This is a genomic window from Pseudomonas sp. 18058 (assembly GCF_902706155.1).
GTDB lineage: Bacteria > Pseudomonadota > Gammaproteobacteria > Pseudomonadales > Pseudomonadaceae > Aquipseudomonas > Aquipseudomonas rustica.
The window spans coordinates 1-26,667 of record NZ_CACSJY010000058.1 but is presented as its reverse complement, the minus strand read 5'-3'; the positions used below and the strand labels follow the sequence as shown (position 1 = coordinate 26,667).

Here is a 26,667-nt window from a genome sequence, read left to right as displayed (position 1 = left end):
CGCGCAGGGCAAATCAACCGACGCGGGTCGGTTGAATGTTCTAGCGTGTAGAAGCAGGTATAGCCGACGGCAACGGAGGGCATCGATGGATCTTCGTACAAAAGGTTTCACGCTGATCGAGTTGCTGGTGGCGATGGCGATCTTCGTGTTGCTCATCACACTTGCCGTGCCGGCGTTCACCAAGTCGATCCAGAGCAGCAAGGCCGATACCGAAATGGGCGATCTGCAACGGGCAATCAATTTTGCCCGGCTTGAAGCGATTGATCGTGGCGTGACCACTCGCTTGCGCCCGAGCGCCGGCGGCAGCGTCTGGACGGGTGAATTGGCGGTTTACGACAGTACTGGCACGCCGGCGAATGTATTGCGGGTTGTTCCAGCGATGAGCAGCGGCGCCGCTCTGACGCTACCCTTAGGAGTGACCGCACTGGATTTCAACAATCTAGGCGGTCTGGCCGCACCGTCTACGGCGGTGGTCATCAGTTACACGCTGGGCACGCAAAGCAGGACGCTGAACGTGTGTTTGAACGGACGAATTCAATTGGGTGGAATTTGCGGATGAGGGCAGGGAGTCAACACGCACAGGAGGGCATGACGCTGATCGAGGTGCTGGTCGCGTTGCTGATTCTGACCGTCGGGTTATTGGGCGCGGCGGCGGTGCAACTGAATGCGCTGAAGTACACCGACAGCTCGCGCATGACCAGTCAGGCCAGTTTTATCGCCTATGACATGATGGATCGCATTCGCGCCAACTCCGGCGCCGACTACACCGTGACGCCGCCGACCTCGGGCAATCTCAGCGTCGCTCGCGATCAGGATCTCTACGATTTCACCACCAACATCATTGCTTTCGGCGGGCCGACCGCTACCGGCAGCATCACGCTCAATCAGCGGGTGTACACCATCACCATCAACTGGAGTGACGCGCGGGCCGCCAACACCGCCAGCGCGCCGCGCAGTTTCGTCCTCAGCAGCCGTGCGGCGGTTGATCCGGTGGCCACGCCATGAGGCGCGATAATCGGGGTTTCGGCCTGATCGAATTGCTCGTGGCTCTCGCGCTGGGTCTGATCATCGTGCTGGGTGTCGTGCAGATTTTCATCGCGGCGAAAAATACCTATGTCAGTCAGAACAGCGCCGCCGCGATGCAGGAAGACGCGCGTTTTGTGCTGAGCAAAATGATTCAGGAAATCCGCATGGTGGGCATGTTCGGTTGCCTCGGCACGATTACCGATTCGAGCACGGCCGGGGATTTCAATGCCGCGCAGATCGCTCCGATCGGCTGGGATAACGCCAACCTCAAACTGACGCTGGTCACCGCCGATATCGGCAGCGGTGGTGGCACGCCGACCTGGACGGTGCTCTCCGATTGCCGCAACAGCGCCACGGCGTATACCGGTTTACGAACGGCGGCGACCGGACAGATTGCCTTTCCGATTCGCCGATTGATCTACAGCTTCAGCAACAACCAGATACTCATGGGCACCGGCAGCGGAACGCCGACCCAGCAGGTGCTGGTGAACAACGTCAGTGCTTTCACCGTCACCTTCGGCCTGGCGAGTTCTGCGACCGATGTGGCCGCTTCAACTTACAGCGCCAACCCCAGCGATACGGCACGCATCCGCAGTGTGCGCCTGAGCCTGACCCTGCTCGACCCCAACAACCGGGTCGCCCCACAAACCTTCAACGTGGTTGCCGCTTTGCGCAACCGCTTGCAGTGAGGGCCAGGGTGATGCGGATTTCTCTTCACAACAGGAAGGCCCAGCGCGGCATGGCGTTGCTGGTCAGTCTGGTGTTTTTGTTGTTACTGACGCTGATTGGTTTGTCGTCGATGCAGAGCGCCAACCTGCAGGAAAAAATGGCCGGTAGTGTGAGTTTGCGTAATCAGTCGTTCCAGACTGCGGAAGCGGCGTTGCGGGTGGGGGAGAGCGCGGTGCAGCTCGATACTTACACCTTGGCGGTGTGCAGCGGCACGACGCAATGTGCGCCGCCGGCGGAATCTTCGGTGGTCAGTGCGGCAGGGCTCAATTCCACCTCGGGGGTGACGTGGATCGCGACCGGTAATGGTTTCTATGGTGTGCAAAACATTGGCACCACACTCACGGCGGTGAACGTACCGAGCAATACCTCGGCAACGTTGTATCGAGTGACCGCCGTCGGCATCGCCGGCACTTCGCGCAGCGTGGTGGAGAGTGTTTATGCGAAGTATTGAGCGCTATGGATCGCTGCTGCTCGGCCTGTTGCTGAGTTTTTATCTGACGGCACCGGCCTATGCGTTCACGCCATCGGACTCGCCGTTGTTAAGTGCAGCCGCGGTTCCGCCAAACGTGATGCTGTTGATCGATGATTCGGGGAGCATGAACAGCATCATTTATGCGGCCGGTTTCAACCCCGCTGACAACCCCACGCCAGCGCGGCAATGCAACGCCTTGCTCGGCTTGTGTCTGAGTTCGACAGCGATCACCGGTGACACGATCTTTCTGTCGAGCCTGCCGACATCCGGCTGTTCCGGTGGCGCCTATGCGTTCTACAACAACAGCATCGCGCCGCTGTGCCTGAAACTGCCGGATCCCGTGGGCAGCGGCAACACGCGTTATTCGGGCGATTACATTTCCTACGTGGTCAGTCTGGCCATCAACAACGGTACCCGCGATTTCACCACCGGGGCGATACCCAACGATTACCGGATCAACGTGGCGCGCAACGTGTCGACGGCACTGGTGACCAGCAACCGCACCTTGCGAATGGGTCTGTCGACCTTCAATCCGGCCACCAGCAACAACTCCGGCAATGGCGGGTACATCGCGCGATCGATCAGCGATCTGGCACCGGTCTCCGGCAGCGTGACTCAGGCCCAGGCGGATACCAACTACAACGCGCTGATCTCATCGATCAACGCTTTGAGCGCCGTGGCCAACACGCCCTTGGCGGAAACCTATTACGAGATCACCCGCTATATGCGCGGCATGGCGCCGTACTACAACAGCACGCCAACGACCTACACCAGCCCGATTCAGTATCGCTGCCAGAAAAACTACGGCGTGGTGATCACCGATGGTTTGCCGACGTTTGACCGAACCTTCCCGACCAACGATCCGCTGGGCGGCAGTCGATTGCCGAACTGGGATGGCGTCAACAATGACGGCAACAACCTCAATGGCGACAATGAGGGCGACACGCTGTATCTGGATGACATCGCCAAATTTGCCTTTGACATCGACATGCGTTCGACCGGCACCGACGCGGCGGGCAAGAGCTGGAACGCGGTGGATTTTCCCAAGCAGAACATGAACACCTACACCGTGGGTTTCACGGCGGCCAACGACATGTTGTCGGATGCGGCCAGTTATGGGCAGGGCAAGTATTATCAGGCGACGGACAGCACGGGGCTGAATGCGGCGCTGTCGTCGGCGTTGAGTGATATCACTTCCAAGGCGGGTTCCGGCGGCAGCGGAGTCGCCAGCGGCACCACGCTGGCGAGCGGCACCAGCTATTTCCAGACCAGTTACGACCCCAAGGATTGGCGCGGCACCATCAAGTCTTTCGGCTTCACGTCTTCCGGGGCGGTGAATACGTCGACCACGCTTTGGACGACTGATACGACCATCGTGCCCGGAACGACTGCGCCGACTTACCAATCCTGGAACACCGCAAGCAATGCCGCCGTGACGCTGGCTTACGGCAACTTTTCCCCTGCGCAACAAAACACGCTCAGTCAGAGTCTGCCCACCGGAATCACCGGCAATGATCTGGTGGAGTGGAGCAAAGGCACCAACAAAACCGGGCTCAAGGTTCGCAACGTATTGCTCGGCGACATCATCAATTCGCCATTGGTGCTGGCGGCCCCCACGGACAAGACCGCTGCCGACTTGTCCGGCGATACCGCTTATAGCGCTTATCTGACGACCAAAGCCGCGAACATGAACGCCAATCTGGTGGTGAATGCCAACGACGGATTCGTCAACATCATCAACTCGGCCAATGGCACCCGGCGCTACGCCTACATGCCGTCCAGTGTGTTGCCGTCGCTACGGCTGATTGCTGATCCGACCTACATCAATGGCGTCAGCCACAAGTTTCTCGTCGACGGGCAAGTCGGAGTGTTCGACGCGCAGTCCGGCACGGCCTGGAAAACCCTGGCCATTGGTGGTACGGGTGCCGGAGGTAAAACGTTCTACGGGCTGCAACTATTTGATGCTTCTGCGGGGAATGTGATCAAGGCGTTATGGGAGGTCAGTGCGCCGAACACCGCCAACAGCGCCAACGCTTTTAATGATCTGGGTTACGCCTACGCCCGACCAGAAGTGGCACGCTTGGCCGACGGGCGCTGGGCGGCGTTTATTTCCAACGGTTACGGCAGCAATTCTGGCGTGGCCGCGTTGTATGTGCTGGATGTACGCGACGGTTCGCTGATCAAGAAAATCGTCATCGACAGCACGGAAACCACCAACGGTTTGTCCTCGGTGAAGCTCAAGGTCAACTCTTCCAATGTCGTGCAGGCCGCGTACGGCGGTGACTTGAAAGGGCGCCTGTGGAAATTCGACCTGAGTGCGACGTCGACCGACAGTTGGGGCGTGGCGTTTTCCGGTAAACCGCTTTTCACCACGGCGGGCGGGGCGACTCAGCCGATCACCGCGCAACCGTTGCTGGCGGACAACTCAGTCGGCGGCAAACAGATATTCGTCGGCACCGGCAAGTTCAACGAAACGGCGGACAAGACCAACAAGGATTTGCAGGCGTTCTATTCGGTTTGGGATGCCGATGGCGGTTCCGGGCAATTGACCATCGGCAGCTTGCAGGCACAGGCAGTGACGGGCGTGTTCTCGGGAAGCACCGGGCAATTCGTGACCACCTCGCAGAATGACACGACGTACCCGGCGGAGAAGGGCTGGTATTTGCCCTTGGTGTATAACAGCGCGCTGACCGGCGAGCGGGTGATCAATCAGGCCAGTCTGGTGCTGGGGCGAATCATTTTTACCACCGCCAGCGTCGATACCACCGATCCCTGCTCCAGTTTCGGCACCGGCAAACTGGTCGAACTCGATGCGTTCAGCGGTAAGATGCTCAACTACGCGGTGCTCGATACCAACGCCGATGGCGTGGTCGACAGCAACGACACGATTTCCAGTGGCGTGGTGTTCACCGGCGGTATTCCGACCCTGAACGCCATCGTCAACGGCGCAACCCGCAAGATCGTGAACGACTCCAGTGGCGGCATTACCACACTGGTGGAAAAATCCGGCGGCGGCAGCCGTCGTATCATGTGGCGACAAATACAGTAAGTGAGAGTTTGAGGCATGCGCAGATCCAACCGCGGATTCACCCTGATCGAAATCATGATCGTGATTGCGATTATCGGGATCGTCATCACCATCGCCGCACCGAGCTACACCGAGTACCTGAAAAAGGGCCGCCGCGCCGAAGTGGTGTCGTTGCTCTCGGAGCAGGCGCAGTCCCTCGAACGCTTCTACACCAAGAACAATGTCTACACCGGCATCACCGGGCTCAGCACGGGCAATGATTTCTACACCATCACCCCGACCATCGCTGACCAGACTTTCCTGCTGACCGCGACGCGTAAAACCGGTACGACCATGGCCACCGACAAATGCGGGGATTTCACCCTGACCAACACCGGTGTCAGAAGCATGAACAACGCGACCACCGGGCTGACCACCAAGGATTGCTGGGGCCGCTGAGGCGCTTTCTTTCGGGCGCCTTTTGCGCCCACTGTCTTTTTTACGGTTGGATCAAACATGACCAGGCAACAGCAAGTGGTGATAGTCGGTGGCGGGGTGATTGGCCTGCTGACCGCCTACAACCTCGCCTCCGAAGTGCGCAGCGTGGTGCTGCTCGATCGTTCGAACCTCGGGCAGGAATCGTCCTGGGCGGGCGGCGGTATCGTTTCGCCGTTGTACCCGTGGCGCTACAGCCCGGCAGTCACCGCGCTGGCGCATTGGTCGCAGGATTTTTATCCACAGCTTGGCGAGCGTCTGTTTGCTGATACCGGGGTTGATCCTGAAGTCCACACCACCGGCCTGTACTGGCTGGATCTGGACGATGAAGCCGAAGCGCTGGCCTGGGCGAAGCGTGAAAACCGCCCGCTGCGGGCTGTGGATATCTCGGCGGCGCACGATGCGGTGCCGGTACTCGGCGGTGGGTTCGCGCGGGCGATCTACATGGCTGACGTTGCCAACGTACGTAATCCGCGCCTGGTGAAGTCGTTGAAAGCGGCGCTGCAAGCGATGCCGAACGTGACGATTCATGAGCAGTGCGAAGTCAGCGGGTTTGTTCGTGAAGGTGGCCAGGTCATCGGCGTCGAAACCTCCGGCGGCGTGATCAAGGGCGATCAGGTCGTGCTGACGGCGGGTGCATGGAGCGGTGATCTGCTCAAGACGCTGGATCTGACACTGCCGGTCGAACCGGTGAAAGGGCAGATGATTCTCTACAAGTGCGCGGCGGATTTCTTGCCGAGCATGGTGCTGGCCAAGGGGCGGTACGCGATTCCGCGGCGTGACGGGCATATTCTGATTGGCAGCACGCTGGAGCATGAAGGCTACGACAAAACGCCGACCGATGTGGCGCTGGAGAGCCTCAAGGCTTCAGCGGTCGAGCTGATTCCGGCGTTGGCGGATGCTGAAGTGGTCGGGCATTGGGCGGGGTTGCGTCCGGGTTCGCCGGAAGGGATTCCGTACATTGGCCGGGTGCCGGGGTATGAAGGCTTGTGGCTGAACTGCGGGCATTACCGTAACGGATTGGTGCTGGCGCCGGCGTCGTGTCAGTTGTTTGCGGATGTGATGTTGGGTCGTGCGCCGATTATTGATCCGGCGCCTTATGCGCCTGCGGGCCGCATTTAGTCAGATTGATCTCTGGTGCCTGGCAGTCCGCTTTCGCGAGCAAGCCCGCTCCCACATTGGATCTAGGGTGAACACAACATTCGTGAGCAACCGAGATCAACTGTGGGAGCGGGCTTGCTCGCGAAGGGGTCCTCAATCCAGACCGAGTTTTTTCAGTCTGTACCGCATCGACCGAAACGAAAGACTCAAGCGCTGCGCCGCCGCCGTGCGATTCCAGCGCGTTTCCTCCAGCGCCTGCAAAATCAGCTTCCGCTCAACGTTCTCCAGGTAATCCTCAAGATTGTCGATCTGCGTCAGATCCGCAATCCCGCCTTCCGCCGCGCAATTACCCTCGCTCAGGCGTAAATCCCCAGCCTCGATCGTGCGGTTCTCGCACAAGGTGTGCGCGCGTTCGAGCACGTTTTCCAACTCGCGCACATTCCCCGGAAAGCGATAATTCTTCAGCGCTTCCAGCGCCTGCGCATGCAAGCGTGCCGCCGGTTGCCCGGTGTCCTTGGCCAGACGCTTGAGCATGTGCGCCGCCAACACTTCAATGTCATCGCGCCGTTCACGCAGAGACGGCACACGCAATTCGATCACGTTGAGCCGGTAATACAGATCCTGCCGAAACCGCTCGGCAGCCACTTCCGCATCAAGATCCTTGTGCGTCGCGCAAAGAATCCGCACATCGACCACGGTTTCCTGCTGCCCACCGACGCTACGCACGGCTTTTTCCTGAATGGCGCGCAGCAGTTTCACCTGCATCGACAGCGGCAAGTCCGCCACTTCATCAAGAAACAAGGTGCCGCCATTCGCCGCCTGAAACAGTCCCGGCTTGTCTTCAACTGCGCCAGTAAAACTGCCTTTGCGATGGCCGAAAAACTCGCTTTCCATCAGTTCCGACGGAATCGCCCCGCAGTTCACCGGTACAAACGGCTGGCTCGCGCGTGGCCCTTGTTCGTGGATCAGTCGCGCCACCAGTTCTTTACCGCTGCCGGACTCACCGCTGATGTACACCGGCGCCTGACTGCGGGCGAGTTTGTCGATTTGCTTGCGCAAGCTACGCATCGGCAGGGAGTCACCGAGCAAGCGTCGATCAATCGACGTGCACACGGCGCCCGCCACCGGCATGCGCAGCGCGGTGGCGACCAGTTCGCGCAAGCGGGTGAGATCCACCGGTTTGGTGAGGAAGTCGAACGCCCCGGCCTTCAGCGCATTGATCGCCGTTTCGAGGCTGCCGTAAGCGGTGATCATCGCCACCGGCAGTTGTGGATAACGTTGTTGAATGTGCTGCACCAGATCCAGCCCCGTGCCGTCGGGCAGGCGCATGTCGGTCAGACACAGATCAAATTGCTCGCGCTGTAACAGCGCTTGGGCTTCAGCCAGATTACGCGCGCTGAAGGTGTCGAGTTTCATCCGTCCCAGGGTGATTTCCAGGAGTTCGCGGATATCCGGTTCGTCGTCGACGATGAGAATTTTTTGCCGTGGGCTCGTGTTCAACTTTGTTTCCGTCCGTGAGCAAAGGTGATGCGAAAGCAGCCGCCGCCTTGGCGTGGTTTGAAGTCTAGGCGCGCTTGGTTGCTTTCGCACAGCTCACGGGACAGATAAAGCCCAAGGCCGGTGCCCTGGCTGCTGGTGGTGAAGAACGGTTCGAACAGATGCGCCTGTTCATCGACGGGCACGCCGGGGCCGTTGTCCTGCACTTCGAGCACTGCCAGTTGGCTTTCGGTGTCGACAAACAACGCCAGCCAGACCTCGGCCTGCTCGTGCAGCAGGGCGCTGTGGCGCCAGCCATTACGCAGCAGATTGTCGAGAATTTGCGTGAGCTGCGCAGGATCCATCAGCGTGGTGAAATCCCCAGAATTGATCCGCAGATGAATCTGTTGCTGTTCATTGGCCTGCTCGCGGCTTTCGTTGACGAAGTTTTCCAGCCACGGCTTGAGATCCAGCCGTTGCGGTGCGCTTTGCTGGCGGCGGGACAGTTGCAGGACGTTTTCGATGACTCGATTCATGCGTTTGGAGTGATCTTGAATGATCTGCGTCAGACGCCGGTCGGCGCCATCGAGTTCCTCGGATTCACCCAATAGCTGCGCGGCATGGCTGATGGCGCCCAATGGATTGCGGATTTCGTGGGAGATGCCGGCGGTCAGTCGTCCAAGCGCAGCGAGTTTGAGTTGCTGCGCTTGTTGAGCGATTTGCGCGAGGTCTTCGAGAAACACCAGCGTTTGCTGATTCGGGCTTTGTTCGAGGGCGATAAAGCTCGGCTGCAATTCCAGACCGTTGCCGGGAATCTTCAGGCTTTGTGGGCGCAAGGTCGGGTTGTTCAGCCACAGTTGCAGGCGATCGACGAGGGCGGGCGAATAGTCGTCGATCAAATGGCCCTGAAGGTGTGTGCGCGCCAGCAAGGTCTGCGCGCTGTGATTGGCCAGTTGCACCCGGCGTTGTTCGTCGAGCACCAGAATGCCGGTGCGCATGCGTTGCAGGATGAGCGCATTGAGTGCCTCAAGTCCGACGACTTCGCTGGCGCGTTGTTCGGCCAGGGTCTCGCTGACTTCAAGCCGACGAATCAACCCTTGCACCAGCAAAGCGGCGGCAAAGCACAGCGCGCCGAGGGTGCCGGCCTGCAGATAATCGTTGGCCGTGAGGGGATGGCTGAAACTCAGCAAGAAGCTTGAGCCGACGATGCCGAGCGCGCCAATGGCAGCAATCAGCAAACCGATGCGCCGGCGCAGCAAGGTGTTGCAGATCGCCACGGAAACGATCAGCAAGTTGCCGATGGCGCTGGCAACCCCGCCAGCGGCGTAGAACAAACCGCACAGCAGCAACACGTCGACCAGCGCCAGGCTGAACAACTGCGCCGGGCGCCGGGTGCTCTCTAGGAACACCACCAGCAGGATATTCAGCACCAGGTACAGCCAACTGCCGCTGCGCAGCAAATCGTCGTCAATCGACGTCAGCAGGCGGTTGTCCATATTGCTGGAGATCAGCAGCACCAGCATGATGCCGACGCTTAAACGGTAGAGATGATAAAGGCGCAGCAGACGCTGAGCCTGTTTGCTGTCGGCGTTGGCCTCAGCGATCACGGGGGCCCGGGCCTTGCTCAAGGTGAGCCTGGCTGCAATACCACTGTTGTTGAACGCTCAATGCACGGTCGCGCGGCAGGTGCACGCCGCAGTGGGCGCAACGCACCATCGGCGCGGCGTCCTGTTCGCGAGGGGCGCGATTGGATTGATTGGCGGCGGGCGCCTTGAATTTACGCCACAGCCAGACAGCGGCGAAAATCAGGACGATCCAAAACAATAAACGAAGCATGATGAGCGGCTTTCCGACTAATGATCCGGCAGTTTAGCCAAGCTCCCGACAAGCGCACAGCCTATTAACGCGCGGCAATAAAAAAGGGAGATCCTGAGATCTCCCTTTTTTTGTCCATCCGGTGTGATCAGTCGAACACGCCGAAGGTCATGTAGCTGAACCACGAACGGTCAGTGTCGCTCGACTCTGGCTCCGGCTCTTCGATCACGTCGCCGTTTTCGTCTTTAGGCTTCAGCTCGTTCGGGATCGCATCTTTCGCGTCCTGGTACTGCTTCTGCACGTCCTGGTTGGCGCGGGTTTCGCCCGGCGGCAGCGGTGGACGCGACTCGATCAGACCGAGGGTCGCCTTGCTCAGGAACGAACGGTTGTCCGCTTCAGCCACCGAAGGCACGAACTGGCCGTCTTGCAGGCTAGGGTGGTTCGGGTAGTTGAGCTTCAGGGTTTCCAGGCTGGTGTTGGCCAGTTCGTCCAGGTGCAGACGCTGGTAAGCCTCGGTCATCACCGCCAGGCCGTCACCGACCGATGGAGTTTCCTGGAAGTTTTCCACCACGTAACGACCACGGTTGGCAGCGGCTACATAAGCCTGACGGGTCAGGTAGTAGTCGGCCACGTGGATTTCGTAGGCTGCCAGCAGGTTGCGCAGATAAATCATGCGCTGCTTGGCGTCCGGCGCGTAGCGGCTGTTCGGGTAGCGGCTGGTCAGCTGGGCGAACTCGTTGTACGAGTCGCGGGCAGCGCCCGGGTCACGCTTGGTCATGTCCAGCGGCAGGAAGCGCGCCAGCAGGCCGACGTCCTGGTCGAAAGAAGTCAGACCTTTGAGGTAATACGCGTAATCCACGTTCGGGTGCTGCGGATGCAAACGAATAAAACGCTCGGCGGCGGATTTTGCAGCTTCCGGCTCGGCGTTCTTATAGTTGGCGTAGATCAGCTCCAGCTGTGCCTGATCGGCGTAGCGACCGAACGGATAACGCGACTCCAGAGCCTTCAGCTTGGCTGTGGCGCTGGTGTAGCTGTTGTTGTCCAGGTCAGTCTGAGCCTGCTGATACAGCTCGGCTTCGCTGAGGTTTTCGTCTACGACTTCCTTCGATGAGCAAGCAGCGGTCAATGCGAGGATGGCGATCAGCAGCAGGTGTTTCACTTGCATGGCGGCTTGCGTCCCTATGACGGCCGCTGTCTTGGGCGGGGCCGTCCTGTTATGATGAGCGCCCCGTTGAAAAGCCTCGGGGCAAAAGACGCCGTATTTAACCACAAGCGCGCAGCCGAAACCAAAAGCTGTGCCGACGCACAGTCAGAGCATGTCCGATAAAATTGAACTTCGCGCAGAGGTGCCGTCCGAATTGGGCGGCCAACGCCTCGATCAAGTCGCTGCCCAACTCTTCGCTGAGCACTCTCGCTCGCGCCTTTCCGCCTGGATCAAAGAAGGTCGCCTGACTGTGGACGGGGCGGTCATCCGCCCTCGCGACATCGTGCACGGCGGTGCCATCCTTGAGCTGACTGCCGAGCAGGAAGCCCAGGGCGAGTGGATCGCCCAGGACATCGAGCTCGACATCGTCTATGAAGACGACGACATTCTGGTGATCAACAAGCCTGCGGGCCTGGTGGTACACCCGGCTGCCGGTCACGCCGATGGCACGCTGCTCAACGCTTTGCTGCACCATGTGCCGGACATCATCAATGTCCCGCGCGCCGGTATCGTGCATCGTCTGGACAAGGACACCACCGGTTTGATGGTGGTGGCCAAGACCATTCAGGCGCAGACAAAGCTTGTTACTCAATTGCAGAGTCGCAGCGTCAGCCGCATCTATGAGTGCATCGTGATTGGCGTGGTAACGGCCGGTGGCAAGATCAACGCCCCGATCGGTCGCCACGGCCAGCAGCGCCAGCGCATGGCGGTGATGGAAGGCGGCAAGCCTGCCGTCAGCCACTACCGCGTGCTGGAGCGCTTCCGTTCCCACACCCATGTACGGGTGAAACTGGAAACCGGTCGTACTCACCAGATTCGCGTACATATGTCGCACATCAACTTCCCGTTGGTCGGCGATCCGGCGTACGGCGGTCGTTTCCGCATTCCGCCAGCGGCCAACCCGACGATGGTGGAATCGCTCAAGCATTTCCCGCGTCAGGCCCTGCACGCTCGCTTCCTTGAGCTGGATCATCCGACGACCGGTGAGCGCATGAGCTGGGAATCGCCGCTGCCGGAAGATTTCGTCTGGCTGCTGACCCTGCTCAAACAGGATCGCGAGGCTTTCATCGGATGAACTGGCTGACGCCGGACTGGCCCGCGCCGGCCAGCGTCAAAGCCTGCGTCACCACCCGCGAGGGCGGTGTCAGCGAGGCGCCGTTCGACAGCCTCAATCTGGGCGATCATGTCGATGATCGTCCTGAGGCCGTTGCCGAAAACCGTCGCCGTCTCACCGATCACTTCTCTATACAGCCTGCCTGGTTGCAGCAAGTTCACGGGATTACCGTGGCGCATGCTGATCCGGGCATTGTTGCGACCGCTGATGCGAGCTGGACGGCAACGCCCGGTATTGCCTGCGCGGCGATGACGGCGGATTGCTTGCCGGCATTGTTCTGCGATCGCGCTGGCACTCGCGTGGCGGCGGCCCATGCCGGTTGGCGTGGTCTCGCGGCGGGTGTCCTTGAAGCGACGCTCGATAGCCTCGATATTCCGGCTAATGACGTTTTGGTCTGGCTCGGCCCGGCGATTGGCCCGAAAGCCTTTGAAGTCGGCCCGGAAGTTCGTGAAGTCTTCATCAGTCAGTTGCCGGAAGCGGCAAACGCCTTCGTGCCGAGCGCCAATGCCGGCAAGTTCATGGCGGACATCTATATGCTGGCGCGCCTGCGTCTGGCTGCCCGTGGTGTCACTGCTGTTTATGGTGGCGGTTTCTGCACCGTGACCGATCCGCGCTTCTTCTCCTATCGCCGTGCTTCGCGCACCGGACGCTTCGCCTCCTTAGTTTGGCGCACCCGCTAGACTGTCTGATCTGCATCAACTCTCTGACGCTTGAATCTTCCAGAATCGACCGCATCTATAGGGGTATCTGGCAGGTTTCTTTATTCAGGATGGTTTCTTAGGTCCGGCCTGCTCAAAAGGAAGGTGACTTATGCGAATAGACCGTTTAACCAGTAAATTACAGTTGGCCTTGTCCGACGCTCAGTCGTTGGCAGTCGGCCACGATCATCCGGCGATTGAGCCGGCGCACCTGATGCAAGCCATGCTTGAACAGCAGGGTGGTTCGATCAAACCTCTGCTGATGCAGGTGGGCTTCGACGTCAACAGCTTGCGCAAAGAGCTGACCAAAGAGCTCGACCAATTGCCGAAAATCCAGAACCCGACTGGCGACGTCAACATGTCGCAGGATCTGGCACGCCTGCTCAATCAGGCTGATCGTCTGGCGCAGCAGAAGGGCGACCAGTTCATTTCCAGCGAACTGGTACTGCTCGCGGCAATGGACGAGAACAGCAAGCTCGGCAAGTTGTTGCTCGGCCAGGGTGTAAGCAAAAAAGCTCTGGAAAACGCGATCACTAACCTGCGTGGCGGCGAAGCGGTGAATGACGCCAACCACGAGGAGTCGCGTCAGGCGCTGGATAAATACACCGTCGACCTGACCAAGCGCGCCGAAGACGGCAAGCTCGATCCGGTGATCGGCCGTGATGACGAAATCCGTCGCACCATTCAGGTACTGCAACGCCGCACCAAGAACAACCCGGTGCTGATCGGTGAACCTGGCGTGGGTAAAACCGCGATTGCCGAAGGTCTGGCTCAGCGCATCATCAATGGCGAAGTGCCGGACGGCCTTAAAGGCAAGCGTCTGCTTTCGCTGGACATGGGCGCGCTGATCGCCGGTGCCAAGTATCGCGGTGAGTTCGAAGAACGCCTGAAATCGCTGCTCAATGAGCTGTCGAAGCAGGAAGGGCAGATCATTCTGTTTATCGACGAACTGCACACCATGGTCGGCGCCGGTAAAGGCGAAGGCTCGATGGATGCCGGCAACATGCTCAAGCCTGCACTGGCGCGCGGCGAGCTGCACTGCGTTGGCGCGACCACGCTCAACGAGTACCGCCAATATATAGAGAAGGACGCGGCGCTCGAACGACGCTTCCAGAAAGTCCTGGTGGATGAGCCGAGCGAAGAAGACACCATCGCGATCCTGCGCGGCCTTAAAGAGCGTTACGAGGTTCACCACAAGGTGGCGATCACCGACGGTGCGATCATTGCGGCGGCGAAGCTCAGCCATCGCTACATCACTGACCGGCAGTTACCGGACAAAGCCATCGACTTGATCGACGAGGCCGCGAGCCGCATCCGCATGGAAATCGATTCCAAGCCGGAAGTGCTCGATCGTCTGGAACGTCGCCTGATTCAGTTGAAGGTGGAATCGCAGGCGCTGAAGAAAGAAAGCGACGAAGCGGCGATGAAACGTCTGGAGAAACTCCAGGAAGAAATCGTCCGCCTCGAACGCGAGTATTCCGATCTGGAGGAAATCTGGAACTCGGAAAAAGCCGAGGTCCAGGGTTCCGCACAGATTCAGCAGAAGATTGAGCAGTCGCGTCAGGAACTGGAAGCGGCACGCCGTAAAGGCGACCTGAACCGCATGGCCGAGTTGCAGTACGGGGTGATCCCGGACCTGGAACGCAGCCTGCAAATGGTCGATCAGCACGGCAAGAGCGAAAATCAGTTGCTGCGCAGCAAGGTGACTGAGGAAGAGATCGCTGAGGTTGTGTCGAAATGGACCGGCATCCCCGTGTCGAAAATGCTCGAAGGCGAGCGCGACAAGTTGATGAAGATGGAAAGCCTGTTGCACAAACGTGTGATTGGTCAGGAAGAAGCCGTGGTCGCCGTGGCCAACGCCGTGCGACGGTCACGAGCCGGGTTGTCTGACCCGAATCGTCCAAGCGGCTCGTTCATGTTCCTCGGCCCGACCGGTGTCGGTAAAACCGAGCTGTGCAAGGCGCTGGCCGAATTCCTCTTTGATACTGAAGAGGCGATGGTGCGGATCGACATGTCCGAGTTCATGGAGAAACATTCCGTGGCTCGCTTGATCGGTGCGCCACCAGGATATGTCGGCTACGAAGAGGGCGGTTACCTGACCGAGGCTGTGCGTCGCAAGCCTTATTCGGTGATCCTGCTGGACGAAGTCGAGAAGGCGCACCCGGATGTGTTCAACATTCTGCTGCAAGTGCTAGAGGATGGTCGCCTGACCGACAGCCACGGCCGTACGGTGGACTTCCGCAACACGGTGATCGTGATGACCTCGAACCTGGGGTCGGTCCAGATCCAGGAACTGGTCGGTGATCGTGAGGCACAGCGCGCAGCAGTGATGGACGCGCTGACGTCGCACTTCCGGCCGGAGTTCATCAACCGGGTCGACGAAGTGGTGATCTTCGAGCCTCTGGCACGGGATCAGATCGCGGGCATCACCGAGATCCAGTTGGGTCGCCTGCGTACGCGTCTGGCAGAGCGTGAGCTGAAGCTGGAACTGAGCCCGGAAGCGATGGATAAGCTGATTGCGGTGGGCTACGACCCGGTCTATGGCGCACGTCCGTTGAAACGTGCGATTCAGCGCTGGATCGAAAACCCGCTGGCGCAGTTGATCCTGTCGGGGCATTTCCTGCCAGGTGACACGGCAACCGGCGTGGTTGAGAACGACGAAATTGTTTTCAACTAAGTCCAAACGCCAATGAAAATTGGCAGGCCCCACATTGTGGGGCCTTTTTTTTCGTTAGGCTGTTGAACTCAAAGGAAAAGGCTTGTAAAGTGCGCCCCGCAGTCAGTCGCCAAGACGGTTTCAACTCACTGAGCTGAAATCTGAAATAAGTTGCAAATCATTAACTTGAAAGCAATTTAGGGGGTTGACAGAGGTGTTCTAGGTTGTAGAATAGCGCGCCTCAGACACACGAACGCAGCGATGCGAACGAGTGACTGGAAGCAGTAAGTTTCACCGTTGTAAATTGAAATATGTAGTTCCGTGATAGCTCAGTCGGTAGAGCAAATGACTGTTAATCATTGGGTCCCAGGTTCGAGTCCTGGTCACGGAGCCAATTTCAAGCCGGGGTATAGCGCAGTCCGGTAGCGCGCCTGCTTTGGGAGCAGGATGTCAGGAGTTCGAATCCCCTTACCCCGACCATTTTTGGGTCGTTAGCTCAGTTGGTAGAGCAGTTGGCTTTTAACCAATTGGTCGTAGGTTCGAATCCCACACGACCCACCATTTTTGAAACCAGTTAACGCTGGAATCGAATCTTAAGATCAGAGGCCAAAAGCACTGATCGAAGAAGGCGACTGAAAGGTCGCCTTTTTTTTACCGGGGTATAGCGCAGTCCGGTAGCGCGCCTGCTTTGGGAGCAGGATGTCAGGAGTTCGAATCCCCTTACCCCGACCATATTAAAAATCCTCGTATCGAAAGATACGGGGATTTTTTTTGTCCGCGAAAAACCCGAGAACGCAGCAAAAACAAATGTGGGAGCGGGCTTGCTCGCGAAAGCGATGTATCAGTCCACATAAATGTTGAATGACACGACCTCTTCGCGAGCAAGCCCGCTCCCACATGGACCGTAGTTGACTGCGGATTTGTGGATGGCGCAAAAAAAGAGGGAGCTAACCAGCTCCCTCTGTTTTTAGATCATCAATGCAGCTTCAGGCGTGGCTCCGTGCCGCGACCAATCTTGCTGCCGAGCATCAGCATCGCCGTTCGGAACGGCCCGTACAGCGCCATCTGGTGCATGCGGTAGAGCGAGACGTAAAACATCCGCGCCAGCCAGCCTTCGAGCATCACGCTGCCTGTCAGGTTGCCCATCAAGTTACCCACAGCCGAGAAACGCGACAGCGAGATCAGCGAGCCGTAGTCGGTGTACTTGTACTCCGGCAGGGTTTTGCCTTCGATGCGCAGTTTCAGCGACTTGGCCAGCAACGACGCCTGTTGGTGAGCCGCTTGAGCACGCGGCGGTACGTTGCGATCCGATCCCGGTTGTGGGCAGGCCGCGCAGTCACCGAAGGCGAAGATGTTTTCATCGCGGGTGGTTTGCAGGGTCGGCAGCACTTGCAGTTGATTGATGCGGTTGGTTTCCAGGCCATCGATGTCCTTGAGGAAACCCGGCGCGCGAATCCCGGCCGCCCAGACTTTCAGACTGGCCTTGATCTCGTTGCCGTCGGCAGTGATCAGGCTGTCCGCCGTCACTTCGCTGACCGAGGCGTTGGTCATCACATTGACCCCGAGTTTCTCCAGGGTTTTGTGCACAGGCCCGCTGATGCGCTCCGGCAGGGCAGGCAGCACCCGTGGCCCGGCTTCGATCAGGGTGATGTGCATGTTTTCCGGTTTGATCCGATCCAGCCCATACGCCGCCAGTTCATGCGCCGCGTTGTGCAGTTCAGCGGCCAGCTCGACCCCAGTTGCGCCAGCACCCACGATCGCCACGCTGATCTGCTCGACCACATCGGTTTGCCCGGCATGCGCACGCAGATAGTGGTTAAGCAATTGCTGGTGGAAACGCTCGGCCTGTTTGCGGGTATCGAGGAACAGGCAGTGCTGCGCCGCGCCCTGAGTGCCGAAATCGTTGGTGGTGCTGCCGACGCTGATGACCAGCGAGTCGTACTGCACTTCTCGCGCCGGCACCAGTTCGACGCCGTTTTCATCGTAGGTCGCGGCCAGCTGGATTTTCTTCTGCGCGCGATCGAGCCCGCTCATGCGCCCCAGCTGAAACTCGAAGTGGTTCCATTTGGCCTGGGCAACATAGTTGAGTTCGTCTTCGGAGGAGTTCAGCGATCCGGCGGCCACTTCGTGCAGCAACGGCTTCCAGATGTGCGTCAGGTTGGCGTCGACCAGCATCACGCTGGCGGTGCCGCGTTTGCCCAGAGTCTTACCCAGACGGGTAGCCAACTCCAGACCGCCGGCGCCGCCGCCGACAATAACAATACGATGGGACATAGGGATAACTCGCAAGGTTTTTAAAGGAAATCGGTGTCGTTACCCAAGCGAGCGCGAGGCAGCTCATAGCGTCAGGTAACTGATAAATCGGCTCAACAGGCCCAGACCAATGGTCACTGCCAGCACCAGCACCAGGAGCATCCACGGCCGGAAAGGCCGGCGCTCGACTCGGTGTTGGGACAGTTGCAGGTACTCTTCGACATGTTTCTGGTCTTCGGGGTTCAGGCGGCTGGTCATATTTGCCTCGTCAGGTAGACGTTGCTGAATGGACAGAAGCTACAGCGGTTTTTATCCGGGGTTGAACGCAGCATAGCCGCTGTCCGGAACCGGCTCGACAGACACGCCATCATCGAGGCGAATGATCCCGCTTTGTAACACCCGCGCGGTAATTCCGCCATGCCCGCGCACCGCTTGAAAGGTGCCGGGGCCGAGGTTGTTTTGCAGGCGTGCGCAGGGCTGACACCAACCGGTGGTTTCGAAGATGGCCTGACCGATGCGAAAGCGCCGACCTTTCAGGCTAAACAAATTGATACCGCTGATAACGAGATTGCGCCGCAGATCTTCAGGCTTGACCGGTTGATCGTCGGGGCGGCCCATCAATGCATTGATCACCGCCAGATGCTCCCACTGAATCAGCGTCACCTGCCGCGCATTACGCACACCGGGGCGCGCATGATCGCCGGTTAGCCCGGCCTCAAGTCGTGCCTCGACGGCATCCAGCTCAATCATCGGCCCACGGGATTCAGGGCGCACACCGATCCAGCGCACGCGGCCGGTCTGCGGTACGTCGGCGATCAACTGCTGAAGCGGCGTCACAAGCTGATTCCTACATCAAAAACGATACTGCGACCAAGGTTGCTGCGCAGAAAATCCGGGGCATCCGGATGGGCGAACAGTACGCGGGCGAAGGTCGGGCCGACCAGCGACAGCGAGCGCCAGCCTTGACGCAGATATTCGGTGGGCGGCGGGAAGTGGCTGTTCAAATCCAACACTTCGCGCTTGAGGCTGGCGAAGGCGATGATGTCCAGTTCGCCCAGATCCATGCCGCGCTCTTTGTAGTTGTGGGCTTTTTTACGCAAGGTCGGCGCCAGTCGCATAAGGAATTCATTGGCCGGGATGCGCTTAGGCTTGGCTTCACGGCGCACCAGTTGGCTCAGCGAAAAAGCGCTGCGCCGACGCTGCAGTTCGTCGCGCCATTCATCGTTGAGGCGACGGCCTTCATCAAGGACGAAGAACACTTCGAAATTGGCATCACGAAACAATACGTCCGGCGGTTCACCGGCCGGGGCGAACTCGTCGGCGCGATAGGGGATGTTCAAGCCTTGCAGCAGGCGCTGACAGACCCAACGCTCACGCTCCCATTTGCGGGCATTGGACAGGAACGCGTTGGCTTGCTCGGCCGCGATGGTCAGCAGGCGTAAATAATCTGAGTCATCCATAGGCCCAAGCTTAGCGTTCAAATGCGACAAGCAGAAAGCTTTGCTTGAACCGCCCGTTCACCTTGCCCTTGTAGGAGCTGCCGAAGGCTGCGATCTTTTGACTGTAAAAAGAACAAGATCAAAAGATCGCAGCCTGCGGCAGCTCCTACGGGGGGATGTGCGCAGAAAGGTGAGGGAGTCATGATTGGAGCTGAACTGCTGTCGACGGCAAGCCTGACGCTCGGCTGGCTGATTTATCTGCCGATGCTGCTCTGGGCGATCGTGCGTGCGCCGTGGGTCGAGTTGTTCAGTGACAGCCGCCGTCAGCATTTGCTGTTCGGCACGGTGTTCGCGTTATTTCTGTTGTGGCTGGTGCGCAGGGATTTCGACACCGGCGTGTCGTATCACTTTATCGGCATGACCGCAGTGACCTTGCTGCTCGACTGGCCGCTGGCGATTGTCGGCGGGCTGGTGGCGCAGATCGGACTGGTGTTGCTCGGGCGTCAGGATCTCGCGGCGATGGGGGTCAACGGCTCGCTGTTTATTCTGCTGCCGGTGCTGATTACCGAGTGCGTGGCAATTCTGGTCGAGCGGGCACAACCGCGTAATCCCTTCGTGTATATCTTCTGTTCAGGGTTTCTGGCTGCCGCGCTGTCGGCGTTGGTTTGTCTGCTGCTGAGTCTGACGCTGCTGTGGTACGACGGCGTCTTCGCCATGCCGGAATGGCTGGAAGATTTCATCGGTTACCTGTGGCTGATCATTTTCCCTGAAGCGTTTATCAACGGCATGGTCATCAGCGCGCTGGTGGTCTTCAGCCCGGAATGGCTGGAGACCTTCAATCGCACACGCTACCTTTCGGCGCCGTGGAAGGACGACGATCCCAAGCGTTGATCCCCAGCAGATCTGCCCTCATCGCGATCAGTGACGAGGATCGAAATCGCCGGAAAACAGTTCGTCTTCAGCGTCCGGCGCGACCGGAATCTTGTGTTCTTCCGATGCCCAGGCGCCGAGGTCGATCAGTTTGCAGCGATCGGAACAGAACGGGCGGAACTTGTTTTCAGGGGTGAATTCGACGGGTGCGCCGCAGGTTGGGCATTCAACGGTAGGAATCTGGCTCATGCTTGGCCTCCGGATAAAGTCAGGTAAAAGTGATGCAGACGCTCGATTTCGCTGTGCAGCCAGGCGAGGTCGCGGTCGTTGACCACCACGTCGTCGGCGCGGCTCACGCGGTCTTCACGGCTCGACTGGGCCTTGAGGATCGCCTGAACCTGCTGTTCGCTGGTCTGGTCACGCTGCAAGGTGCGTTCGATCTGCAATTGTTGCGGGGCATCGATCACCAGGATTCGCTGGGTCATCGCGTATTGCCCGGATTCGATCAACAGCGGCGACACCAGAATCGCATAAGGCGATTTTGCCAGCGCCAGATGATGAGCGATTTCCTCGCCGATCAACGGATGCAGCAAAGCTTCGAGCCAGCGCCGCTGTTCTGGAATCTCGAAGATCAGTTTGCGCAGGGCCGCACGATCCAGCGTGCCGTCCGCTTGTAACACGCCGGGGCCGAAATGCTCGGCAATTTTGGCCAGTGCCGGCCGGCCCGGTTCGACCACCCAGCGCGCGGCGTGATCCGCATCGACGACATGAATGCCGAGGTCGATAAAGTGCTGGGCAGCGGCACTTTTGCCGCTGCCGATGCCGCCGGTCAGGCCGAGAATCCAGGGTTTTTCCACAGGGGTATTCATTTCAAACCGACAAACTGCCAATAGAAGTCGGTTATTTGACCACCCCAGAGCAAGGCAATCCAGCCGGCAATTGCCAGATAGGGGCCGAAGGGGATCGGCGTCGAGGTTTCCTGCTGGCGCAGGCGCAGCAAAATCACACCGATGATCGCGCCGACCAGCGATGACAACAGAATGGTCAGCGGCAGAATCTGCCAGCCGCCCCACGCGCCGAGCAGCGCCAATAACTTGAAATCACCGTGGCCGATGCCGTCCTTGCCGGTGAGCAATTTGAACAGCCAGAACACCGACCACAGCAGCAGATAACCAGCCACCGCGCCCCACAGCGCGGCGTGCAATGGCACGAACAAGCCGAAACTGTTGACGATCAACCCCAGCCACAACAAGGGCAGCACCAACACATCGGGCAGCAATTGATGCTCGGTGTCGATCAGGCTCATCGCCAACAGACCCCAGGTCAGGAAGATCAGCAGACACGCCTGCCAGCCAAAGCCGAAGTGCCAGGCGATAAATGCCGAGAGCACGCCGCAGGCCAGTTCGGTCAGCGGATAGCGTTTGCTGATCGGCGCTGCACACGCGGAACAGCGGCCGCGCAGCCACAGGTAACTGAGCAGCGGAATATTTTCCCACGCCCGAATTCGATGCGCGCAATGCGGGCATTGCGAGTGCGGCAGCATCAGGTTGTAAGTGGGCAGCGGCGTTTCGCCGGGCAGGCCGAGGACGTCCTGGGCCTGCTGGCGCCAATCGCGTTCAAGCATCTTCGGCAGACGCCAGATCAGCACGTTGAGGAAGCTGCCGACCACCAGCCCGAGCAACAGCGCGGTGATGACAAAGGCCAGCGGATACAGGGCAAAGAGTTCGTCGATGGGCATATCAGATCGCTGAGCCGAGTTGAAAGATCGGCAAGTACATCGCCACCACCAGACCGCCAACAATCACCCCGAGCACCACCATGATGAACGGCTCCATCAGGCTGGTGAGGTTGTCGACCATGTTGTCGACTTCCTCTTCATAGAAACCCGCAACCTTGTCGAGCATCTCGTCGAGCGCACCGGACTCTTCACCAATCGCGGTCATCTGCACGGCCATGTTGGGAAAAATGCCTGTGGTGCGCATTGAGAAATTCAGCTGCATGCCGGTGGAAACATCCTGACGAATACGCAGAATCGCGCGCTTGAACACCACGTTGCCGGCGGCGCCAGCCACCGAGTCCAGCGCTTCAACCAGTGGCACGCCGGCGGCAAATGTTGTCGACAGCGTTCGGGCGAAACGCGCGACGGCGGACTTATACATCATCGTACCCACCAGCGGCAGTTTCAGTAGCCAGGTATCGCGCCGATCACGCAACCCCTGAGATTTTTTCAGCGCATGACGGGTGCCGAAAAACGCCGCGATCAGTAAGCCGAGAATCGCCCACCACCATTGCTGCATGAATTCTGAAAGGCTGATCACCATCAGGGTGAAGGGCGGCAGCTCAGCACCGAAACCGGAGAACACTGACTGAAATTGCGGCACCACTTTCACCAGCAGAATCCCGGTGACCACCGCAGCGACCAGCACCACGGCGGTCGGGTAGGTCATGGCTTTCTTGATCTTGGCTTTGAGCGCTTCGCTTTTTTCCTTATAGGTCGCGACGCGCTCCAGCAAGGTGTCGAGCGCACCGGACTGCTCGCCGGCGTCGACCAGGTTGCAATACAACTCGTCGAAATACTGCGGCTTTTTGCGCAGCGCGGCGGCGAAGCTGTTACCTGCAGCAACTTCCTGCTTCACCTCGTCGACCAGTTTGCGCATGGCCGGGTTATCGAAGCCTTCGCCAATGATGTCGAACGACTGCAACAGCGGCACGCCGGCCTTCATCATCGTTGCCATTTGCCGGGTGAACAGGGCGATGTCTTGCGCCTTGATGCGTTTGCCCAGACTCAGCCACGACACGGATTTCTTGCGCACCTTGCCCGGGTTGATCCCTTGTTTGCGCAGTTGCGCCTTGACCAGCGCCGGATTCTGCCCGCTCAACTCGCCGGTGACTTTGCTGCCTTTGCGATCCGTGCCTTCCCAGGCATAGATGCTCATTTTCGCTGCCTTGACCGCCATGTTCAGTCCTTGGTGACCCGATTGATTTCTTCAAGGCTGGTAATGCCTTGCATGGCCTTGTGCAGACCCGAAGTGCGCAGGTCATCGAAGCCGTCGCGGCGCATTTGAATATCGATTTCCAGCGAGTTGCCTTCGGCCATGATCAACCGTTGCAGCTCGGGTGTGTTTTTCACCACTTCATAAATCCCCACGCGGCCCTTGTACCCGCCGTTGCAATGATCGCAACCGACCGGCTCGTAGATCGTGAAATGACCGATGCGTTCCTCGGGGAAACCTTCCTTGATCAGGGTTTCACGTGGGATCTCGATGGGTTTCTTGCAGTGGCTGCACAATTTGCGCGCCAAGCGTTGGGCAATGATCAGGCTCACCGACGTGGCGATGTTGAAGCCGGGAATGCCCATGTTGTGCAGGCGCGTGAGGGTTTCCGCGGCGCTGTTGGTGTGCAGGGTCGAGAGCACCAGGTGACCGGTCTGCGCGGCTTTGATCGCGATCTCAGCGGTTTCCAGATCGCGGATCTCACCGACCATGATCACGTCCGGATCCTGGCGCAGAAACGAGCGCAGCGCCTGAGCGAAGTCGAGGCCTTGGCGCGGGTTGACGTTGACCTGATTGATGCCTTCCATGTTGATCTCCACCGGGTCTTCAGCGGTGGAGATATTGATGTCGACGGTGTTGAGAATATTCAGCCCGGTGTACAGCGACACGGTTTTCCCCGAGCCGGTGGGGCCGGTGACCAGAATCATCCCCTGTGGCTGCTTGAGTGCGGCCATGTACAAGTCTTTTTGCGCTGGCTCGTAGCCGAGCGCGTCGATACCGATCTGTGCGCTGGACGGGTCGAGAATCCGGATCACCACTTTTTCGCCCCACAGGGTCGGCAGCGTGTTGACGCGGAAGTCGATCGACTTGCTCTTCGACAGGCGCATCTTGATCCGCCCGTCCTGCGGTTTGCGCCGCTCGGAGATGTCGAGGCTGGCCATGACTTTCAGGCGCGCGGCGATGCGCCCGGCCAACTGGATCGGTGGCTTGGCCACTTCACGCAGAATGCCGTCGGTGCGCACGCGCACGCGGTAATTTTTTTCGTAGGGTTCGAAGTGCAGGTCGGAATAGCCACTTTTGATCGCGTCGAGCAGCATCTTGTGCACGAAACGCACCACCGGCGCATCGTCGGCATCCGGGCCCATGCTCTCCTGTTTAGCATCGTCGACGGCCTCGACATCGAGGCCGTCGAGGTCGACGTCGGCCATGTCTTCGAGCCCCGAGGCGTGGGTGTCGAAGAACTTTTCGATGGCATCGGTGAGCTTGTCGTCCTCCACCAGAATGGCTTCGGTGTTCAGCCCGGTGCTGAACTGAATGTCGTTGATCGCCTGATGATTGCTCGGGTCGGAAATGCCCACGAACAGTTTGTTGCCGCGCCGCCACAAGGGCAGGGCGTGGTGCTGGCGCACCAGTTTTTCGCTGACCAGGCCTTTGGGCTGGGTTTCCTTGTCCAGACAATTGAGGTCGAGGAACGCCATGCCGAAGTGTTCCGAGGCGATCTCGGCCACCTGCCAGCTCTTTACCAGTTTGTTCTGCACCAGGTAGCTGACCAGCGATAGCCGATTGCGCTGGGCCTGTTGCCAGGCTTGTTGGGCGCTTTTTTCCGTGAGCAGTTCGGCCTGCACCAATTGCTTGGCCAGACCGCTCAGAGCGATGTCATTCATGGGGATTCCGCACGCTTGCCGTTCATGACTTATAGCCTAGTCAACCGGCAGCGCCAAACATGCCGGGCGTAGGTGACAAAAAGTGTCAGATAGTGCGGTCAGAGGTTGTAGGAAACGGCGTCGCAAGTGCTGTGCGCCCAGCGTGCGGGGTCTGGCGGGCGTTGGCATGGGCTATGCTGCGTCCCTTGCAGATCATGAGATTTCGACTCATGCATGGAGCGTGTCTATGAAAAAACAACAAGGTTTTACGCTGATCGAACTGCTGATCGTAGTGGCGATCATCGGGATTCTGGCGACCATTGCCCTGCCGCAGTACACCAAGTATCAAGCGCGGGCGAAGGTCACGGCGGGTCTGGCGGAAATCAGCGCGCTGAAGATTCCGTTTGAAGACACGATTAACCAAGGGACTGATCCAACCATCACGTTGGTCTCCGGTAGTGCCGCGTACTCAACGACTAACTGCAGCAGCGTGACGGCTTCGGGTACGGCTTCGACCGGGGCCGGGACAATCGTGTGCACGCTGACCAACGCTCCTGCGCCGGTGCTGGGTAAAACCATCACCCTGACCCGCTCTGGCGGTGCAACAGGCGCTACGGCCGGGGTCTGGAGCTGCGCATCGACTGTCAATCCGGACTACGCGCCTAAAGGCTGCCCAGGTAGCGGTACTTAAATAGACATCTGTAGGAGCTGCCGAAGGCTGCGATTTTTTGATTGTGTTTTTAAAGGCAAGATTAAAAGATCGCAGCCTTCGGCAGCTCCTACATTGACCTTCGACTGAAACATGCCCCGTTTACGGGGCATTTTCTTTGCCCGGCGATAAATAAAAGCTTCAATAATTTCAGCGTCTTAGGAACTTTCCAAAAAACCGCAACTTGCATGCGATTAATCTGCAAGTCATGCAAATTGCATGAATCCGGAAATTTACATTTTTACTAAACTATTGATTTATAAGGTTTTTATGTCGTAGAAAAAGTTGGCACAGCGTTCGCAATGTATATGGCAACCCTGCTGACAAGACACGCAGCAGACTTTCCAGAAAAACAGGAGTTACTCGTATGAAGAAGTTCGCTATCACTGCCGCTGCTGCTACCGCGCTGACCCTGACCATGGCTTCCGGCGCATTCGCCCAAACCACTCAGACTGCTCCAATGACTTTGGCTGCTGGTGAAGTTACCCAAGCTAAAGAAGCTACTTCCGATACCTGGATCACCACCAAAGTCAAAAGCGACCTGGTTACCGAAAAAGGCATCCCAGGCACCGACATCAAAGTAGAAACCAACAAAGGCGTTGTTTCGCTGTCGTCGACTGTAGCTGTCACCGAAGCTCAGAAAACCACCGCCGTTAACATCACCAAGAAAATCAAAGGCGTCAAAGCGGTCTCCGCTGACGGCCTGAAAGCCGAGTAAGGCTAAGGCTTCTCGCCTGAACCGGGAGAAGACGCGACAGGCGGGCCGAGCAATACGTCTGCCGCACCTTTAGAGTTCATGCGAACGGCCACACGGATGTGGTCATTACGGGCCCCGACACTTGTGTCGGGGCCCGTTCTATTTCAGGCGCAAAAATTTACAGGCCAACACAAAACAAAATGTGGGAGCGGGCTTGCTCGCGAAGGCGGTGTGTCAGCCAAATATGTATTGACTGATACACCGCTTTCG

26 protein-coding genes and 4 tRNA genes are annotated in these 26,667 nt (G+C 58.8%); 17 read left to right on the top strand and 13 right to left on the bottom strand.

The features are described 5' to 3' along the window. Positions 1-85: 85 nt before the first annotated feature. Genes GVL50_RS23850 through thiO form a run of 7 tightly spaced genes read left to right on the top strand, consistent with a single transcriptional unit; the run spans position 86 to position 6,851 of the window. Positions 86-559 carry a GspH/FimT family pseudopilin gene (locus tag GVL50_RS23850; protein ID WP_159815273.1) on the top strand — a complete coding sequence of 158 codons (474 nt, stop codon included), beginning with the start codon at positions 86-88 and terminating at the stop codon, positions 557-559. After that, positions 556-1,005, top strand: coding sequence for a type IV pilus modification protein PilV (gene pilV, locus GVL50_RS23845; protein ID WP_053123960.1), 450 nt, complete (start codon positions 556-558; stop codon positions 1,003-1,005). Before GVL50_RS23850 ends, pilV begins: the two co-directional genes overlap by 4 nt. Next, positions 1,002-1,715, top strand: a complete 714-nt coding sequence (locus GVL50_RS23840; RefSeq protein ID WP_159815272.1) for a PilW family protein — start codon at positions 1,002-1,004, stop codon at positions 1,713-1,715. Before pilV ends, GVL50_RS23840 begins: the two co-directional genes overlap by 4 nt. Positions 1,716-1,726: 11 nt before the next feature. Then, entirely contained in the window at positions 1,727-2,206 is a 480-nt protein-coding gene (locus tag GVL50_RS23835) for a PilX N-terminal domain-containing pilus assembly protein (protein ID WP_159815271.1), read from the top strand. Further along, the gene (locus GVL50_RS23830) at positions 2,193-5,276 is read left to right on the top strand and encodes a pilus assembly protein (RefSeq protein WP_159815270.1); all 3,084 of its coding nucleotides are present in this window, start codon (positions 2,193-2,195) and stop codon (positions 5,274-5,276) included. Before GVL50_RS23835 ends, GVL50_RS23830 begins: the two co-directional genes overlap by 14 nt. A gap of 15 nt (positions 5,277-5,291) precedes the next feature. After that, positions 5,292-5,693, top strand: a complete 402-nt coding sequence (locus tag GVL50_RS23825; protein WP_159815269.1) for a type IV pilin protein — start codon at positions 5,292-5,294, stop codon at positions 5,691-5,693. Positions 5,694-5,750: 57 nt separating this feature from the next. Then, a complete protein-coding gene (gene thiO, locus GVL50_RS23820; RefSeq protein WP_159815268.1) occupies positions 5,751-6,851 on the top strand; it encodes a glycine oxidase ThiO in 1,101 nt (366 codons plus the stop codon). 132 nt (positions 6,852-6,983) lie between these two features. Here the strand turns inward: thiO and GVL50_RS23815 are convergent, their stop codons facing one another. The 4 genes from GVL50_RS23815 to GVL50_RS23800 all read right to left on the bottom strand — a co-directional run bounded on the left by GVL50_RS23815 (position 6,984) and on the right by GVL50_RS23800 (position 11,286). After that, on the bottom strand, positions 6,984-8,330 hold the full coding sequence (locus tag GVL50_RS23815; protein WP_053123950.1) for a sigma-54 dependent transcriptional regulator: 1,347 nt from the start codon (positions 8,328-8,330) through the stop codon (positions 6,984-6,986). Further along, entirely contained in the window at positions 8,327-9,913 is a 1,587-nt protein-coding gene (locus GVL50_RS23810) for a PAS domain-containing sensor histidine kinase (RefSeq protein WP_159815278.1), read from the bottom strand. The genes GVL50_RS23815 and GVL50_RS23810 overlap by 4 nt, the downstream gene beginning before the upstream one ends. Beyond that, entirely contained in the window at positions 9,903-10,142 is a 240-nt protein-coding gene (locus tag GVL50_RS23805; protein ID WP_053123945.1) for a PP0621 family protein, read from the bottom strand. The genes GVL50_RS23810 and GVL50_RS23805 overlap by 11 nt, the downstream gene beginning before the upstream one ends. 127 nt (positions 10,143-10,269) lie before the next feature. Then, the gene (locus GVL50_RS23800; RefSeq protein WP_053123943.1) at positions 10,270-11,286 is read right to left on the bottom strand and encodes an outer membrane protein assembly factor BamD; all 1,017 of its coding nucleotides are present in this window, start codon (positions 11,284-11,286) and stop codon (positions 10,270-10,272) included. Between the two features lie 151 nt (positions 11,287-11,437). Between GVL50_RS23800 and rluD the strand changes: the two genes are divergently transcribed. From rluD to GVL50_RS23765, 7 genes are all read left to right on the top strand, one after another. Then, the gene (rluD, locus tag GVL50_RS23795) at positions 11,438-12,400 is read left to right on the top strand and encodes a 23S rRNA pseudouridine(1911/1915/1917) synthase RluD (RefSeq protein ID WP_034153865.1); all 963 of its coding nucleotides are present in this window, start codon (positions 11,438-11,440) and stop codon (positions 12,398-12,400) included. Beyond that, complete coding sequence (gene pgeF / locus GVL50_RS23790) at positions 12,397-13,119, top strand: peptidoglycan editing factor PgeF (RefSeq protein ID WP_159815267.1); 723 nt, start codon at positions 12,397-12,399, stop codon at positions 13,117-13,119. Before rluD ends, pgeF begins: the two co-directional genes overlap by 4 nt. Before the next feature lie 130 nt (positions 13,120-13,249). After that, the gene (clpB, locus tag GVL50_RS23785) at positions 13,250-15,814 is read left to right on the top strand and encodes an ATP-dependent chaperone ClpB (RefSeq protein ID WP_053123937.1); all 2,565 of its coding nucleotides are present in this window, start codon (positions 13,250-13,252) and stop codon (positions 15,812-15,814) included. Between the two features lie 297 nt (positions 15,815-16,111). Beyond that, positions 16,112-16,187 (top strand) — tRNA-Asn (locus tag GVL50_RS23780). Positions 16,188-16,196: 9 nt separating this feature from the next. Next, a tRNA-Pro gene (locus tag GVL50_RS23775) sits at positions 16,197-16,273 on the top strand. Positions 16,274-16,278: 5 nt separating this feature from the next. Continuing rightward, positions 16,279-16,354: transfer RNA gene (locus GVL50_RS23770), tRNA-Lys, on the top strand. 94 nt (positions 16,355-16,448) lie between these two features. Further along, positions 16,449-16,525, top strand: a tRNA-Pro gene (locus GVL50_RS23765). Between the two features lie 243 nt (positions 16,526-16,768). Here the strand turns inward: GVL50_RS23765 and GVL50_RS23760 are convergent. The 4 genes from GVL50_RS23760 to GVL50_RS23745 form a co-directional block, all read right to left on the bottom strand. Then, a complete protein-coding gene (locus tag GVL50_RS23760; protein ID WP_159815266.1) occupies positions 16,769-18,067 on the bottom strand; it encodes an NAD(P)/FAD-dependent oxidoreductase in 1,299 nt (432 codons plus the stop codon). Positions 18,068-18,130: 63 nt separating this feature from the next. Next, complete coding sequence (locus tag GVL50_RS23755) at positions 18,131-18,304, bottom strand: DUF3094 domain-containing protein (RefSeq protein WP_007909875.1); 174 nt, start codon at positions 18,302-18,304, stop codon at positions 18,131-18,133. A gap of 51 nt (positions 18,305-18,355) precedes the next feature. Then, the gene (locus GVL50_RS23750; RefSeq protein WP_053123933.1) at positions 18,356-18,883 is read right to left on the bottom strand and encodes an MOSC domain-containing protein; all 528 of its coding nucleotides are present in this window, start codon (positions 18,881-18,883) and stop codon (positions 18,356-18,358) included. Next, positions 18,880-19,506 (bottom strand): DUF1780 domain-containing protein, encoded by a 627-nt coding sequence (locus GVL50_RS23745; RefSeq protein ID WP_008078503.1) that lies wholly within the window; start codon positions 19,504-19,506, stop codon positions 18,880-18,882. Before GVL50_RS23745 ends, GVL50_RS23750 begins: the two co-directional genes overlap by 4 nt. A 180-nt stretch (positions 19,507-19,686) precedes the next feature. Here GVL50_RS23745 and GVL50_RS23740 point away from each other — a divergent pair, with 180 nt between their 5' ends. Further along, positions 19,687-20,376, top strand: coding sequence for an energy-coupling factor ABC transporter permease (locus GVL50_RS23740; RefSeq protein ID WP_159815265.1), 690 nt, complete (start codon positions 19,687-19,689; stop codon positions 20,374-20,376). A 27-nt stretch (positions 20,377-20,403) separates the two neighbouring features. On the opposite strand, the gene yacG is transcribed toward GVL50_RS23740, so the two are convergent. The 5 genes from yacG to pilB are packed head-to-tail and all read right to left on the bottom strand — an operon-like array spanning position 20,404 to position 25,012. Then, entirely contained in the window at positions 20,404-20,604 is a 201-nt protein-coding gene (gene yacG, locus GVL50_RS23735) for a DNA gyrase inhibitor YacG (protein WP_007959585.1), read from the bottom strand. Then, positions 20,601-21,224, bottom strand: coding sequence for a dephospho-CoA kinase (gene coaE / locus GVL50_RS23730; RefSeq protein ID WP_159815264.1), 624 nt, complete (start codon positions 21,222-21,224; stop codon positions 20,601-20,603). Before coaE ends, yacG begins: the two co-directional genes overlap by 4 nt. Continuing rightward, complete coding sequence (locus GVL50_RS23725; protein WP_159815263.1) at positions 21,221-22,093, bottom strand: A24 family peptidase; 873 nt, start codon at positions 22,091-22,093, stop codon at positions 21,221-21,223. The genes coaE and GVL50_RS23725 overlap by 4 nt, the downstream gene beginning before the upstream one ends. Position 22,094: 1 nt before the next feature. Next, complete coding sequence (locus GVL50_RS23720; RefSeq protein WP_159815262.1) at positions 22,095-23,312, bottom strand: type II secretion system F family protein; 1,218 nt, start codon at positions 23,310-23,312, stop codon at positions 22,095-22,097. A gap of 2 nt (positions 23,313-23,314) precedes the next feature. After that, positions 23,315-25,012: a type IV-A pilus assembly ATPase PilB gene (gene pilB / locus GVL50_RS23715; RefSeq protein WP_159815261.1), complete on the bottom strand. Its 1,698-nt coding sequence runs from the start codon at positions 25,010-25,012 to the stop codon at positions 23,315-23,317. A gap of 226 nt (positions 25,013-25,238) precedes the next feature. On the opposite strand from pilB, the gene GVL50_RS23710 reads away from it, so the two are divergent. Together GVL50_RS23710 and GVL50_RS23705 are read left to right on the top strand one after the other, a co-directional pair. Further along, positions 25,239-25,682 (top strand): pilin, encoded by a 444-nt coding sequence (locus GVL50_RS23710; protein WP_053123919.1) that lies wholly within the window; start codon positions 25,239-25,241, stop codon positions 25,680-25,682. A 385-nt stretch (positions 25,683-26,067) separates the two neighbouring features. After that, the gene (locus GVL50_RS23705; RefSeq protein ID WP_159815260.1) at positions 26,068-26,418 is read left to right on the top strand and encodes a BON domain-containing protein; all 351 of its coding nucleotides are present in this window, start codon (positions 26,068-26,070) and stop codon (positions 26,416-26,418) included. Positions 26,419-26,667: the final 249 nt, after the last annotated feature.

Coding starts and splice junctions, on each gene's coding strand:
- GVL50_RS23705 (WP_159815260.1), top strand. CDS start 26,068: ATGAAGAAGTTCGCTATCACTGCCGCTGCTGCTACCGCGCTGACCCTG.
- GVL50_RS23825 (WP_159815269.1), top strand. CDS start 5,292: ATGCGCAGATCCAACCGCGGATTCACCCTGATCGAAATCATGATCGTG.
- pgeF (WP_159815267.1), top strand. CDS start 12,397: ATGAACTGGCTGACGCCGGACTGGCCCGCGCCGGCCAGCGTCAAAGCC.
- rluD (WP_034153865.1), top strand. CDS start 11,438: ATGTCCGATAAAATTGAACTTCGCGCAGAGGTGCCGTCCGAATTGGGC.
- GVL50_RS23755 (WP_007909875.1), bottom strand. CDS start 18,304: ATGACCAGCCGCCTGAACCCCGAAGACCAGAAACATGTCGAAGAGTAC.
- GVL50_RS23745 (WP_008078503.1), bottom strand. CDS start 19,506: ATGGATGACTCAGATTATTTACGCCTGCTGACCATCGCGGCCGAGCAA.
- yacG (WP_007959585.1), bottom strand. CDS start 20,604: ATGAGCCAGATTCCTACCGTTGAATGCCCAACCTGCGGCGCACCCGTC.
- GVL50_RS23725 (WP_159815263.1), bottom strand. CDS start 22,093: ATGCCCATCGACGAACTCTTTGCCCTGTATCCGCTGGCCTTTGTCATC.
- GVL50_RS23830 (WP_159815270.1), top strand. CDS start 2,193: ATGCGAAGTATTGAGCGCTATGGATCGCTGCTGCTCGGCCTGTTGCTG.
- GVL50_RS23835 (WP_159815271.1), top strand. CDS start 1,727: ATGCGGATTTCTCTTCACAACAGGAAGGCCCAGCGCGGCATGGCGTTG.
- GVL50_RS23710 (WP_053123919.1), top strand. CDS start 25,239: ATGAAAAAACAACAAGGTTTTACGCTGATCGAACTGCTGATCGTAGTG.
- coaE (WP_159815264.1), bottom strand. CDS start 21,224: ATGAATACCCCTGTGGAAAAACCCTGGATTCTCGGCCTGACCGGCGGC.
- pilB (WP_159815261.1), bottom strand. CDS start 25,012: ATGAATGACATCGCTCTGAGCGGTCTGGCCAAGCAATTGGTGCAGGCC.
- GVL50_RS23740 (WP_159815265.1), top strand. CDS start 19,687: ATGATTGGAGCTGAACTGCTGTCGACGGCAAGCCTGACGCTCGGCTGG.
- GVL50_RS23720 (WP_159815262.1), bottom strand. CDS start 23,312: ATGGCGGTCAAGGCAGCGAAAATGAGCATCTATGCCTGGGAAGGCACG.
- GVL50_RS23760 (WP_159815266.1), bottom strand. CDS start 18,067: ATGTCCCATCGTATTGTTATTGTCGGCGGCGGCGCCGGCGGTCTGGAG.
- clpB (WP_053123937.1), top strand. CDS start 13,250: ATGCGAATAGACCGTTTAACCAGTAAATTACAGTTGGCCTTGTCCGAC.
- GVL50_RS23805 (WP_053123945.1), bottom strand. CDS start 10,142: ATGCTTCGTTTATTGTTTTGGATCGTCCTGATTTTCGCCGCTGTCTGG.
- GVL50_RS23850 (WP_159815273.1), top strand. CDS start 86: ATGGATCTTCGTACAAAAGGTTTCACGCTGATCGAGTTGCTGGTGGCG.
- thiO (WP_159815268.1), top strand. CDS start 5,751: ATGACCAGGCAACAGCAAGTGGTGATAGTCGGTGGCGGGGTGATTGGC.
- GVL50_RS23800 (WP_053123943.1), bottom strand. CDS start 11,286: ATGCAAGTGAAACACCTGCTGCTGATCGCCATCCTCGCATTGACCGCT.
- pilV (WP_053123960.1), top strand. CDS start 556: ATGAGGGCAGGGAGTCAACACGCACAGGAGGGCATGACGCTGATCGAG.
- GVL50_RS23840 (WP_159815272.1), top strand. CDS start 1,002: ATGAGGCGCGATAATCGGGGTTTCGGCCTGATCGAATTGCTCGTGGCT.